The 13,332-nt window shown below is 41.2% G+C and carries 10 protein-coding genes; 5 read left to right on the top strand and 5 right to left on the bottom strand.

Features of this window, described 5'->3' with window-relative positions; all coding sequences use genetic code 11:
• Nucleotides 1-82: 82 nt before the first annotated feature.
• A complete protein-coding gene (rpmE, locus tag ACIPUA_RS15030) occupies nt 83-298 on the top strand; it encodes a 50S ribosomal protein L31 (RefSeq protein WP_004265313.1) in 216 nt (71 codons plus the stop codon).
• 67 nt (nt 299-365) lie between these two features.
• Here the strand turns inward: rpmE and ACIPUA_RS15025 are convergent, their stop codons facing one another.
• The 3 genes from ACIPUA_RS15025 to metJ form a co-directional block, all read right to left on the bottom strand.
• Nucleotides 366-1,103, bottom strand: coding sequence for an outer membrane protein (locus ACIPUA_RS15025; RefSeq protein ID WP_048605758.1), 738 nt, complete (start codon nt 1,101-1,103; stop codon nt 366-368).
• A 237-nt stretch (nt 1,104-1,340) separates the two neighbouring features.
• A complete protein-coding gene (locus tag ACIPUA_RS15020) occupies nt 1,341-2,084 on the bottom strand; it encodes a hypothetical protein (protein ID WP_042846668.1) in 744 nt (247 codons plus the stop codon).
• 284 nt (nt 2,085-2,368) lie between these two features.
• A complete protein-coding gene (gene metJ / locus ACIPUA_RS15015; protein ID WP_004265315.1) occupies nt 2,369-2,686 on the bottom strand; it encodes a met regulon transcriptional regulator MetJ in 318 nt (105 codons plus the stop codon).
• Nucleotides 2,687-3,001: 315 nt separating this feature from the next.
• On the opposite strand from metJ, the gene metB reads away from it, so the two are divergent.
• From metB to ppc, 4 genes are all read left to right on the top strand, one after another.
• Nucleotides 3,002-4,162 (top strand): cystathionine gamma-synthase, encoded by a 1,161-nt coding sequence (gene metB, locus ACIPUA_RS15010; RefSeq protein WP_042846667.1) that lies wholly within the window; start codon nt 3,002-3,004, stop codon nt 4,160-4,162.
• Between the two features lie 12 nt (nt 4,163-4,174).
• Nucleotides 4,175-6,616 (top strand): bifunctional aspartate kinase/homoserine dehydrogenase II, encoded by a 2,442-nt coding sequence (locus tag ACIPUA_RS15005; RefSeq protein ID WP_042846666.1) that lies wholly within the window; start codon nt 4,175-4,177, stop codon nt 6,614-6,616.
• A gap of 290 nt (nt 6,617-6,906) precedes the next feature.
• Nucleotides 6,907-7,050 carry a hypothetical protein gene (locus tag ACIPUA_RS15000; protein WP_155405705.1) on the top strand — a complete coding sequence of 48 codons (144 nt, stop codon included), beginning with the start codon at nt 6,907-6,909 and terminating at the stop codon, nt 7,048-7,050.
• On the top strand, nt 7,019-9,658 hold the full coding sequence (ppc, locus tag ACIPUA_RS14995) for a phosphoenolpyruvate carboxylase (protein WP_042846665.1): 2,640 nt from the start codon (nt 7,019-7,021) through the stop codon (nt 9,656-9,658). The genes ACIPUA_RS15000 and ppc overlap by 32 nt, the downstream gene beginning before the upstream one ends.
• Before the next feature lie 70 nt (nt 9,659-9,728).
• On the opposite strand, the gene gadC is transcribed toward ppc, so the two are convergent.
• Together gadC and ACIPUA_RS14985 are read right to left on the bottom strand one after the other, a co-directional pair.
• On the bottom strand, nt 9,729-11,279 hold the full coding sequence (gene gadC / locus ACIPUA_RS14990; RefSeq protein WP_048605761.1) for a glutamate:gamma-aminobutyrate antiporter: 1,551 nt from the start codon (nt 11,277-11,279) through the stop codon (nt 9,729-9,731).
• Between the two features lie 111 nt (nt 11,280-11,390).
• Nucleotides 11,391-12,791, bottom strand: a complete 1,401-nt coding sequence (locus ACIPUA_RS14985) for a glutamate decarboxylase (RefSeq protein ID WP_042846663.1) — start codon at nt 12,789-12,791, stop codon at nt 11,391-11,393.
• Nucleotides 12,792-13,332 lie beyond the last annotated feature (541 nt).

The raw sequence follows: 13,332 nt of genomic DNA, 5'->3' as shown, positions 1-13,332 counted from the left end.
TAATATTAAATTCAATCAACACGACGTGTGGTGTCCGGCGTTAGGGCTGGAATGGCGACACGGCCTTAATAGAGGTTCTCCCATGAAAAAAGGTATTCATCCTAAATACGAAGAAGTTACTGCAACTTGTTCTTGCGGTAATGTTATGAAAATTAATTCAACTGCTGGTCACTCGCTGAACCTGGACGTTTGTGGTAATTGCCACCCGTTCTATACTGGTAAACAGCGTGATGTTGCGACTGGTGGTCGTGTTGATCGCTTTAACCAACGTTTCAGCATCCCAGGTTCTAAAAAATAATCGAACTTGTGAAATGCAAAAAAAAGGGAAAATATATTTTCCCTTTTTTTATGGGTAGAATAAACCGTTAGAAGCGGTAAACCACACCAAGCATAATGTCATTGCTTCTGACTTTCACTTTTGATTTATCTTTGGCACCGTCAGTGTAAGAGCTCACCTCAGATTTACCTGCATCTAAGAAGCGGTAGCTTAAATCTAATGATAGATTGTCATTGATTGCATACTGTGAACCCAATCCTAAACTCCAAGCAAAATTACTATTAGTTTTTGATTTAGACGATGAACTATATTCGCTACCACCGGAATTCGTTTCAGAGTAGGAATACTGTGCTTTATGCTTAATGCTCGCTAACCCTAAGCCCACAGATACATAAGGTGTGAAATTAGTTTCATTTTTGAAGTCATAGTAGGCATTGACCATGAAAGTATTTAGCGTGATATCATTTTTTGCATCATCACTATCTGAATAGAAAGAACCATTGCCATTGTCCCAAGAGCTACTCGCTAGATTATATTTGGAAGATGCTTTCCCTCTAAGGGTTATATCGAGCTCAGTACGAAGAGGTAAAGAGGTCATATCATATAAGTCATAACCAACAGCAAGGCCGCCACCGAACACGCCTTTGGTTTTGCTTCCACCACTGGCACGATCATACTCACCAAGGTCATCAATACTTTCCCATTTTTGGTCGGAAAGTTTTAAGATTGATGTTCCCATTTTACCAGAAACATAAAAACCACTATTCGATGCCATCGCTACGCTAGAAACGACGCTTAAAAGAGATACTGCAATTATCTTTTTCATTAAAAATACCGTTTAGTTAGTTTATTGGAAATAAGGTTTTATTATAAGTCAAATTAAGCGTTTGATTTAAGATAAGTTAAAATTGGGTGAAAAACGATATGATTATCGTTATTTTTTGTTAATAGTTGATAATTAACGGTTTCATGGTGGGTTTATGGTGGTTGTTAGTATTTTATTTTGTTTAAACGCGGCCAATATTTAAGAACGCACTCTTTATGGGGTGCGTTTTAAGCGTATTTAGCGTTTTTTACACGGGGCTGGAGCATATTGTGTCTCTGCGGGGAAAGGGTTTGCTTCGCAGTCGGCTAATTCTTCCCGAACTTCAAAAATCGCAAAACCAATTACGCCAATATTCCGTTCGTCACCTTGAACATTTTGATTTACATAAGAATCTTCTGGTGCTGAGAAGCGAAAAGCGGCGACTTGGTCCTGATTCTTGCGGAAGCCTTCAATGGTGACCTCATGTTTGGGACGGATCAAATATCCATTATTTTGGTATGAACCTGCACGGCCATTTAGTACGTCAATACCATCAACGGTTGTGACCACTTCGTAGGTTCTATTTCTATCGGTATTGGCGATAGTCAATTGATAACGCTGTCCCTCTTGGGCGGGCAAAATATATTGTCCTTGGTTATTACGGTAAATTGGCATTTTACGGTCATTTCCATCAGTGATTTTGATCTCTATGGGGGACAACGGAATATAATTGATGGTTTGAACATGGCTTGGGACACGTTCACCACGGTAAAAGATAATGGCGGTGTCAAAAGGTGTGTTGGTTAAACGTGAGGCTTTGACCGTTTGTACAGCAGAATTAACATCTTCCCCCCATTTTGTCCCTAATTTTTTCGCTGATAAATCGCTATTAGCAGTTTCTTTATATTCTTTGGTATAACTAGTTGAGTGGTTTGTGCATCCTGCGGTGATGAGTAGTGCTCCACCGAGTAAGCCGATTAAGACCTGATTATATTTATTCATTACACTATCCTTAATAATTCTAATTATTGGGTGTGGTTATAGATTGGTGTGATGAAGTGTAGAGAAGTTGGGGAAATAAGCCTGCGGGCAATTCTGAAAGTGAACTAATTCAGAGAAATCTTGGTGTTAGGTGTGAGACCAAAGAAAAATTTTAGCGTGGCTTGGGATGAGCGATTAAGTGTAATCACCTTTAGATAAGATAAGAAGAGCGCTACGCCACTGGCAGGGAATACCTGTTTGCGACGTAGTGAAAAACGTATTGCATTACTGAGGCAAAAATTGAGTTAGTACTCCCACGTTTCTGGGTCGATACCTAATTCACGCATGATTTCTTTTGCCGCTTCAGGGATTTCGTCATTACGTTCTTTGCGTAAATCTTCGTCATTCGGCAGCGGTTGCCCCGTGAATGCGTGCAAAAATGCTTCGCACAGTAATTCACTATTTGTAGCGTGACGTAAGTTATTAATCTGGCGGCGTGTACGCTCATCAGTTAAAATTTTTAGTACCTTCAACGGGATAGATACTGTAATTTTTTTTACTTGCTCACTCTTTTTGCCATGTTCAGCATACGGACTGACATATTCACCATTCCATTCAGCCATGAGTTACCTTGGATATTTTCAGTAATAATTAAAAATAATATGCATATTCTTTTTAAGAGAAACTTATTCTAAGCTTCAAATAGGGCGTGTCTGCATATAAGTAAGAAGAAACTTGTACTAGTTTACCACAATTTTTCCTGTGAAATTAACCAGCTAAGTCTATTTGTGCTATTGATTATCAATGAGCACATAATCATTAAGGCTGATTATTCCATTACTTGATATAAACGTAAAGAGGTTTAGACGTCTAGATATGTTGACGTCTAAACATCTCATGGGTATGATTTGAGCAATCACAAATCAGGAGAAGCGTTTATGGCCTACAAACCGTCAACTATCGCAATTCATAATGGATTAAATGAAGATCAACAATTTGGTTGCGTTGTGCCTCCCATTTATTTGTCCAGTACCTATAATTTTACTGACTTTAACCAGCCGCGAGTTCATGATTATTCACGTCGAGGAAACCCAGGGCGGGATATAGTACAAAAAACATTAGCGCAGCTCGAAGGGGGAAGTGGGGCTGTAATGACGAATAGCGGTATGTCTGCGCTTCATCTGTTATGTACGGTATTTTTACAACCGGGTGATTTACTTGTAGCTCCCCACGATTGTTATGGGGGAAGTTACCGGTTATTTAATAGCCAAAGCCAGCGTGGGGCTTATCAAGTACAGTTTGTCGACCAAAGTGACGAAAGTGCATTGCAAAAGGCATTAGATAAAAAGCCTAAATTGGTGTTAATCGAAACACCGAGCAACCCACTATTAAGAATTTTTGATATACAGCATATTGCTCATTTGGCTCATGAGGCAGGGGCATTAGTCGTTGTTGACAATACATTTCTAAGCCCGATTTTACAGCAACCGCTTTCATTAGGGGCGGATTTCGTTGTCCACTCATGCACTAAATATCTTAATGGCCACTCAGATATTGTGGCTGGAGTTGTTATTGCCAAAGATGAAAAATGGGCAATAGAATTAGCGTGGTGGGCAAATAATATTGGTGTTACTGGAGGGGCTTTTGATAGCTATTTACTATTGCGAGGGATTCGAACCTTATCGCCACGTATCTTACAACAGCAGAGAAATACACAAGAAATCGTAAAGTATCTTAAATCACAGACTTTAGTGAAAAAATTGTATTATCCTGAATTGGAAGACCATCCAGGGCATCAAATTGCACTTAAGCAGCAAAAAGGTTTTGGGGCAATGTTAAGTTTTGAATTTGCTGGTGATGAATTACAACTACGTCGTTTTCTGAGCGCCTTGTCTTTATTTACATTGGCAGAATCATTAGGTGGTGTAGAAACCCTGATTTCTCATACGGCAACAATGACCCACGCGGGGATGTCCGCTGAAGCTCGAGCACAAGCCGGTATTACGGATAGCTTGCTGAGAATTTCGGTCGGGATTGAAGACCCTCAGGATTTAATTACAGATTTAGAGCAAGCATTTCAGGTTGCGGCACAACGTTAGCGGAGTTTTTTGATGAGTGTACTAACAGCGGTTGAGGTGGCACCTTGCCACCGCCAGTTACATAAGTTTGGAGGTAGTAGTTTAGCGGACGCGAAGTGTTATCAACGAGTTGCGGCTATTATGGCTAACTATAGCCAACCCGGTGATTTAATGGTGGTTTCCGCTGCGGGTAGTACAACCAATCAACTAATCAATTGGTTGAAATTAAGTCAGATTGACCGTATTTCGGCTCATCAAGCTCAGCAAATATTACGCCGCTATCAACTGGATTTAATTGAATCTCTTTTGCCAGAACCAAAAGCAAAAGAATTAAGCCAATTATTCATTCAGGATTTAGAACGACTCAGTGTTTTACTGGATAAGCCGAATAGTGATGTCACTTACGCAGAAGTCGTCGGTCATGGTGAAATTTGGTCTGCGCGCCTTATGTCTGAAGTATTATCTCAAGCTGATATGGCAAGTTCTTGGTTAGACGCGCGTTTATTTTTACGTGCTGAACGCGCTGCACAGCCTCAGGTAGATGAAATACAATCACGGTATTTATTACAACAACAATTAACTCAATTACCTAATCGACGTATTGTTGTTACTGGCTTTATCTCCCGTAACCAGCAAGGCGAAACCGTATTACTCGGGCGCAATGGTAGCGACTATTCAGCCACACAGGTTGGTGCGCTCGCCGATGTTGATAAAGTCACCATTTGGAGTGATGTTGCAGGGGTGTACAGTGCAGACCCTCGTAAGGTTAAAGATGCGTGTTTATTGCCTTTATTACGTCTTGATGAAGCTAGCGAATTGGCGCGTTTAGCGGCGCCAGTTTTACATACTCGTACCTTGCAGCCCGTTTCTGTCAGTAACATTGATTTGCAATTAAGGTGTAGTTACCAACCAGAGCAAGGCTCAACCAAGATAGAGCGTGTATTAGCATCAGGAGCTGGGGCTAAAATTGTCACAAGTCACGATGATGTTTGCTTAATTGAACTACGTATTGCTGCAGGGCGGGATTTCAAACAAATCTGTAAGGATGTGGACTTACTATTAAAACGGGTCCAATTACGTCCATTAGCTCTTGGTATTCACCATGACCGTGCATTACTTCAATTATGTTATACCTCAGAACTTGTTGAAAGTGCGTTGAATGTCTTAGAGGAAGCCGGGTTACCGGGGTCATTATCACTGCGTGAAGGTTTTTCTTTGGTTGCTTTAGTGGGGGCGGGTGTTGGCAAAAAACCCCTGCATAGCCACCGTTTTTATGAGGAGTTGAAGGGGCAGCCTGTTGAATTTATTTGGCATTCTGAAGATGCGATTAGCTTGGTTGCCGTATTGCGTACAAACCAAACTGAACATTTAATCCAAGGTATGCACCAAAGCTTGTTCCGTGCGGAAAAACGTATAGGGTTAGTACTCTTTGGTAAAGGGAATATTGGCGCGCGTTGGTTGGAACTTTTTGCAGCGGAGCAACCTAATATTTCTGCTCGTAGTGACTTTGACTTCGTGTTGGCTGGTGTGGTGGATAGCCGCCGTAGTTTATTAAATTATCAGGGGATCGACCCTAGTCGCGCTTTGGCATTTTTTGATGACGAGGCGGTGGAACATGAAGATGACAACTTGTTTTTATGGATGCGTTCTCACCCTTATGATGATTTAGTTGTCTTAGATGTTACCGCCAGTGAAACTTTGGCTGATAGCTATGTTGATTTTGCCAGCTATGGTTTTCATGTTATTAGTGCTAACAAAATTGCAGGGGCCGCACAAACAGCTCAGTATCGCCAAATTCGAGATGCATTTTCAAAAACAGGTCGTCACTGGCTTTATAATGCGACAGTTGGAGCTGGGTTGCCGATTAACTATACGGTGCGAGATTTAAAAGAAAGTGGTGATGCCATCCTGACGATTAGCGGTATTTTTTCAGGGACATTATCATGGCTATTTTTGCAATTCGATGGCTCGGTTCCGTTCAGTGAGTTAGTTGAGCAAGCGTGGCAACAAGGTTTAACAGAACCTGATCCACGTATTGACCTTTCTGGGCAAGATGTGATGCGCAAGTTAATTATTTTAGCCCGTGAAGCTGGTTACGATATAGAACCTAATGACGTACGTGTTGAGTCATTAGTCCCTAAACAAGCTCAAACCGGCTCATTAGATGAGTTTTTTGAAAATAGTGCTGTGATCAATGAACAGATGCAACAGCGCTTAGAAGCGGCACAGGAAATGGGGTTAGTACTTCGTTATGTTGCGCGGTTTGATGCAGTAAAAGGTAAAGCTAAAGTGGGTGTTGAGGCAGTACAACCGAATCACCCATTGGCTTCATTATTACCGGGTGACAATGTATTTGCGATAGAAAGTCGCTGGTATCGAGATAACCCATTAGTAATAAGAGGTCCTGGGGCAGGGCGAGATGTGACTGCTGGGGCTATTCAATCTGATTTAAACCGCCTTTCTCAATTGTTGTAATCATTGTTTAAATGTATTGGTGCTTTAAATGTAAATTTGGCACCAATACATCATGAAAATTTTTAATCTACAGCCTTCTTTTCTGTCTTTTTATTCTGATGATTTAATTCTTAAGCATTATTCATGTCTTAAAAGTGCTGAATCGACGATATATTGCGCTGAAACAATACTTAAATAAGAAAAATTAATAAAAATGAATCTGTAATTAAATTTCAGAAAAATCCCCCAAAGTCATTTTTTTCTGATATGAATATACATTGAAGGGTAAATTTAGCGGTCTGCATCACAAAATGATAATTCTAACGCAGCCGACTGAAATTTTGTTACAGGAAACAGGTAGCAGTCTGTTAACCGTGAGTCATGCGGGATGCATTCTGCCAGAAGCACAAGGTCAGGAGTCTCATGAATCAGCAATATTCCGCAATGCGCAGTAATGTCAGTATGCTAGGTAAGTTACTCGGCGATACCATCAAGGAAGCTTTAGGCGAAGACATACTCGATAAAGTAGAGTCCATTCGTAAGCTTTCTAAATCTTCCCGTGCAGGTAATGAAGTTCAGCGCCAAAAACTGCTGATGACATTACAAAACCTCTCTAATGATGAGTTGCTACCCGTCGCAAGGGCATTTAACCAATTCTTAAACCTAACAAACGTCGCTGAGCAATACCACAGTATTTCACCTCATGGTGAAGCGGCAAGTAACCCCGTCGCATTGAAAAATCTGTTTGGCCGCTTAAAAGAAAAAAGCTTTACTGATACAGACATTCAAAAAGCAGTTGAACAGCTTTCTATCGAATTAGTTTTAACCGCTCACCCCACTGAGATCGCACGTCGGACGTTGATCCACAAACTGGTTGAAGTAAACACCTGTTTATCTCAGCTTGATCATGATGATATTGCGGACTATGAGCGCAATAATATTATGCGGCGCCTACGCCAATTAGTCGCTCAATCATGGCATACCGATGAAATTCGTAAAATTCGTCCAACGCCAATTGATGAAGCGAAGTGGGGTTTCGCAGTGGTCGAAAATTCACTGTGGGAAGGGGTTCCTGCATTTTTACGTGAATTTAACGAACAACTCGAAGACTCGATTGGCGCTGTTTTACCTGTTGAAGCCAATCCAATCCGTTTCACGTCATGGATGGGCGGTGACCGTGACGGTAACCCAAATGTGACGGCGGATGTTACTCGTCAAGTTTTACTGCTAAGTCGCTGGAAAGCAGCAGATTTATTCCTAAAAGACATTCAGGTTTTAGTTTCTGAACTGTCCATGACGGAGGCAACCCCAGAGTTACGTGCATTAGCTGGAGGCGATGATGTGGATGAACCGTATCGCCAAATTGCTAAAAATTTGCGTAGCCAATTATTCTCAACATTAGAATATTTAGAGCGCCGTGTAAAAGGTGAGCAAGCCTTGCCTCCCGCCGATTTATTGACAGATAATGCCCAGTTATGGGACCCGTTATATGCCTGTTATCAATCGTTAATTGCCTGCAATATGAAAATTATTGCCAATGGGCAACTGCTGGATACCTTACGTCGTATTCGTAGTTTTGGCTTACAGTTGGTACGTATTGATGTCCGCCAAGAAAGTACTCGCCATACAGAGGCTATTGCAGAACTCACACAATATTTAGGGCTGGGGGATTACTCACAGTGGTCGGAAGAGGAAAAACAGCAATTTTTACTGTCCGAGCTGCAATCACGCCGCCCATTAATTCCACAAGATTGGCAGCCTAGCCCAGAAACACAAGAGGTATTTGAAACCTGCCGTGTTATTGCGAATGCGAAGAATGATTCGATTGCGGCTTATGTAATTTCAATGGCTAAAGTACCTTCAGATGTCTTAGCAGTTAAATTATTGCTTAATGAAACTGGTGCTTCAGTTCGTTTACCGGTCGCACCATTATTTGAGACCTTAGAAGACTTAAATAATGCCGAAAGCGTAATGCAAAAACTGCTCAGTATTGAATGGTACCGCGAGCTGATCGATGACCGCCAAATGGTGATGATTGGGTATTCAGATTCAGCTAAAGATGCAGGGGTAATGGCAGCATCGTGGGCACAATACAGGGCACAAGATGCGTTAATTAAACTGTGTGAAAAAGAAGGTGTGACACTGACCCTGTTCCACGGACGTGGTGGCACTATCGGTCGTGGGGGGGCTCCGGCTCATTCTGCATTGCTGTCTCAGCCTCCGGGGAGTTTAAAAGGTGGCTTGCGTGTTACAGAACAAGGGGAAATGATCCGCTTTAAATTCGGGTTACCACAAGTCACTATCAGTAGTTTAGCAATGTATACAAGCGCAATCCTAGAAGCTAATCTCTTACCGCCACCAGAACCGAAAAACGAGTGGAAATCGGTGATGGATTCATTATCGGATGTTTCTTGTGCAATGTACCGTGACTATGTACGTGAACAGCCTGATTTTGTTCCGTACTTTCGTGCTGCTACGCCTGAATTAGAACTAGGCAAGTTGCCACTAGGGTCAAGGCCAGCGAAACGTCGACCTACTGGTGGTGTTGAAACATTACGTGCTATTCCTTGGATTTTTGCATGGACACAAAACCGCTTGATGCTTCCTGCTTGGTTGGGTGCGGGCGCAGCACTGAAACATGTCATTGAACAAGAAGGCAAACAAAACATTCTTGATGAAATGTGGCAGCAATGGCCATTCTTTAATACACGTATAGCTATGTTAGAGATGGTTTATGCGAAAGCAGACCTATGGCTGGCGGAGTACTATGATCATCGTTTAGTGGAAGAACGTTTATGGCCGTTGGGGCAAAAACTACGTGATCAGCTGTCGGAGGATATAAAAAGTGTGCTAGCGGTTTCGAAAGACGAAGCGTTAATGGCGGACTTACCGTGGATTGCTGAATCTATTGCACTACGTAATGTCTACACTGACCCGTTAAACGTTTTACAAGCCGAACTATTACACCGGTCTCGCCAACAAGAACACCCAGACCCACGCGTAGAACAAGCGCTGATGGTCACTATTGCAGGGGTTGCTGCTGGGATGCGTAATACGGGCTAGGGGTATTACAGCCGTATTTAAGAAAAAAGCTGCCAATTCATTCGGCAGCTTTTTTTATCTTTATTTCATCTTACTTAGGGGAGTTACTATCTTGCTTATCATCATGCACTAGATGATAGGTAGAACGCGCTCTAGGGTGAATAAAGAAGTGGTTAACTGGTGCATTATGCGTTTTGATATGTACCATCGCCACATTGGTTTTCTTACCTTGTTTGCTATGGAATGCATAAATTACAAATGGCAGTAAGAAGATAATTATAAAGCTGACGGCAAGTAGCGTGACGTAAGTATTATCACTTGCTCCGCCGGGTAATGAGCTTGGTGGGAAGAATGAAACAATAAACGCTAAGATAGAAATAATAAACCCAGCGGAGGCAACAAGTAATTTAACACCTTTGCCACCAGGGATATTAAACGCTCGTTTCTTCTCAGGTTGCTTGCAGACTAAATGCATATAACCAAGGAATAACATAAAGTAGCTACAGAGATAAATAACGACCGTCAGTGCCAATGCAATAAGGAATGACATATTCCCGCCGCCGCCAGTATTGGTGAGGACGATAATCGCGACAGTTGTAATTAATAATTGAGAGACAACCAGTGTGACTGGGACGCCATTTTTATTCACTTTGGCGAAACTTTGCGGCAAAATTCCTTTCTGTGCCGCAACGTACATTCCTCGCGAAGGCCCTACAATCCATGAGGCTATTTCCGCTAAGACACCAAGCAATAATAAAGCTGCAATAATTCGCACTGCCCATTCAAGGGAAGAATTAAAGTGTGTAACAAGTACGTTGAATGTCTGAACTACACCGGCAGACAGGTTAATTTCACTATTTGGGATAGCAACAGCAACAGATAACCCGCCAATAGAGCTTAAACAAATGGCTGCTATCATCAGTAAAAACATGGCTGCTGGGTAGTCTCTACCTGGGTTTTTCATTTCGTTAACGTGGGTTGCGGAAGCCTCAACTCCCATATAACTCAAAATAAACGCAACAAAAACGACCAATGTCCCTATTTGGGTAAAATCAGGAATAAAGGTTTTTTCACTGATTTCAATGGCTAAAGGGGCACCGCTGGATAAATAACTAATGGCTAAAAACACTAAAATGAGTGCAGGAAGTAAAATACCTAAAAAGAAACCTACTTTAGCGATGGTCGCAGTATATTTGGTCCCGCCAAATTGAGTGAAAGCTAGCACCCATAAAATGACTAATGCCCCGATAGTTTTGGTTACAGGGTCCGTATTCAATTCTGGCCAATTTAGAATATAAGATAGGGCCCCTAGCACAAAGTACAGCATTGGGATAAAGCCAATAGCAATCTGTAGGTAACCAAATGAAATTGCAGCAAATCCCCAGCGCTCACCTAGTGTATTAGAAACCCATGCGAACACACCGCCTTCTTCCCAACCTTCCACTGTCGCCATTTCTGCGGCACATAATGCGACAGGAATGAACCATAACAATCCGCCTAACAATAGGAAAAAAACTAAACTAAAACCAGATGTTGCAAACGTTGGGTATTCATATACAGCCATTACCATTGAGGCTGTAATGGCAAAAAAACCCAGTAATGTGAGCTGTTTTGCGGCTGGAGCTGTCGTTGTTGTCGCCATACGAGTTCTCCTAAAGTCTATAAACAATCAGTCTTACAGGACTGATCCCAATAGAAGCCAAAGAACATGACATTCTTTGGCTAATAAATAATAGAGCTAATGACTAGCTAATTAACTGTGGTTAAAACCGCCGCCTTCATCTTCTGTTAGCGGTTTATTGACTGGGTGTTTTTCGAAATAATCTAGCGTGCGTTTAAAATCTTCAATTAACAATGCGGCTAAGTCTAAACTTACTCCGTGACGAACTAAGATACGTTGAACAACGAGGTCTTCACGGTTTGCTGGCATTGAATATGCAGGGACTTGCCATCCACGACTACGTAGTTTATCTGCTATGTCATAGAGGGAATAATTGCTGGTGGTCTCGCCTTTTTTCAACTTCCAAGCCAACGCTGGGATACCTTTTTGGCTATCACCATCGAAAATCATTTCAAATGGACCTAACTTTTCGATTTCGCGGGCTAGGAATTGCGCAGTTGCGTAGCAAGAATTATGAATTTTTGCATAGCCTTCACGACCGAGCCTCAGGAAGTTATAGTACTGAGCGATAATTTGGCCACCTGGGCGAGAGAAGTTAAGCGCGAAGGTTGGCATATTGCCACCTAAATAGTTTACATTGAAAATTAATTCTTCAGGTAAGTCTTGCGCTTCACGCCAGACTACCCAGCCTGCGCCTAATGGGGCTAAACCAAATTTATGTCCGGAAGAGTTAATCGATTTTACGCGAGGTAAACGGAAATCCCATTCTAAATCTGGCGCACAAAATGGTGCTAGGAACCCACCGCTTGCACCATCGACATGGATAGGAATATCTAAGCCCGTTTCTTTTTGTAACTTATCTAATGCATCATGAACTGCTTTAACAGGTTCATATTGGCAAGTAAATGTTACACCTAACGTTGGTACTACACCAATCGTATTTTCATCTACACGTTTAAGCACTTCCTCAGGGTTCATAATCAGGCGGTCGCCTTCAAGTGGGATCTCCCTGAGTTCAACATCAAAGTAGCGGGCAAATTTATGCCAACATACTTGAACAGGGCCACAGATCATGTTTGGTTTGTCTGTTGGCTTTCCTGCTGCTGCACGTTTTTTACGCCATTGCCACTTTAAGGCTAGCCCTCCAAGCATTGCTGCTTCAGAAGAACCGATGGTCGAGCAGCCAAGGGTATTTTCTGCATCTGGCGAATGCCAAAGATCCGCTAGCATATGTACACAACGGTTTTCAATTTCGGCAGTTTGTGGATATTCATCTTTATCGATCATATTTTTATCGATAGATAAGTCCATTAAGTCACGAATTTCATCATCTACCCAAGTTTGGCAGAATGTTGCTAAATTTTGACGTGAATTACCATCTAACATTAATTCATCTCGCACTGCACTAAATACATTGCGAGGTTCTTGTTCTTTTGATGGAAATTTAGTTTTTGGTAATGATTTTGATAACTCTAATGACGCATAAACGTCATCCATCCCATTATATTTTGGATTCAATGAACGATTACTCATATTTTAATTTCCTCAATAACCAAGTGGTAATTATGTGATATTTAATATTGAGAGCAATATTAAATATACGCGCTCTTCTTTAAATATCCAAAGATTTAAACTAAAAAAAATTAATTGAATAGCCATTATCTTAATTAGAATGAAATTAAGGTTATAACTATGGCAGATGGGGGGAAGTAATATATTTAATATTGGTTAGGTGTCTTTTTAAGTCATGTATACTCTGAAATTTTAGCTGCTTAACTCATCATGAGTGAAAATTTTGGGGTTAACTTCTGTAAATTTATTCTTTATGAGTTAGTTTGTCGTTATCTGATGATGCTAATTAGTGTTGGGTTTTTATAACATATTAAATGGATTACATATTTCATAATTGTGATGATTATTAACGAATAATTCAAATTTAGTTTTCATTAAATTTAAATTTAATGTGATGCTCTAAAAAAGATTTAACGCTAAATTCCCCCTTTCTGCTTTATTTTTATATTCATTTTGTTGGATATAAACGCCAGAATGTATTATACCTTAAATAAGTCAGGTT

This window comes from Providencia sp. AGC89 (assembly GCF_053543535.1).
Note: the sequence above shows the minus strand (reverse complement) of the source record. Positions and strands in the feature narration are given on the sequence as shown.

Excerpts from the sequence above, each read along its gene's own strand:
- rpmE (WP_004265313.1), top strand. The coding sequence starts at position 83 with ATGAAAAAAGGTATTCATCCTAAATACGAAGAAGTTACTGCAACTTGT.
- ACIPUA_RS15025 (WP_048605758.1), bottom strand. The coding sequence starts at position 1,103 with ATGAAAAAGATAATTGCAGTATCTCTTTTAAGCGTCGTTTCTAGCGTA.
- ACIPUA_RS15020 (WP_042846668.1), bottom strand. The coding sequence starts at position 2,084 with ATGAATAAATATAATCAGGTCTTAATCGGCTTACTCGGTGGAGCACTA.
- metJ (WP_004265315.1), bottom strand. The coding sequence starts at position 2,686 with ATGGCTGAATGGAATGGTGAATATGTCAGTCCGTATGCTGAACATGGC.
- metB (WP_042846667.1), top strand. The coding sequence starts at position 3,002 with ATGGCCTACAAACCGTCAACTATCGCAATTCATAATGGATTAAATGAA.
- ACIPUA_RS15005 (WP_042846666.1), top strand. The coding sequence starts at position 4,175 with ATGAGTGTACTAACAGCGGTTGAGGTGGCACCTTGCCACCGCCAGTTA.
- ACIPUA_RS15000 (WP_155405705.1), top strand. The coding sequence starts at position 6,907 with ATGATAATTCTAACGCAGCCGACTGAAATTTTGTTACAGGAAACAGGT.
- ppc (WP_042846665.1), top strand. The coding sequence starts at position 7,019 with ATGAATCAGCAATATTCCGCAATGCGCAGTAATGTCAGTATGCTAGGT.
- gadC (WP_048605761.1), bottom strand. The coding sequence starts at position 11,279 with ATGGCGACAACAACGACAGCTCCAGCCGCAAAACAGCTCACATTACTG.
- ACIPUA_RS14985 (WP_042846663.1), bottom strand. The coding sequence starts at position 12,791 with ATGAGTAATCGTTCATTGAATCCAAAATATAATGGGATGGATGACGTT.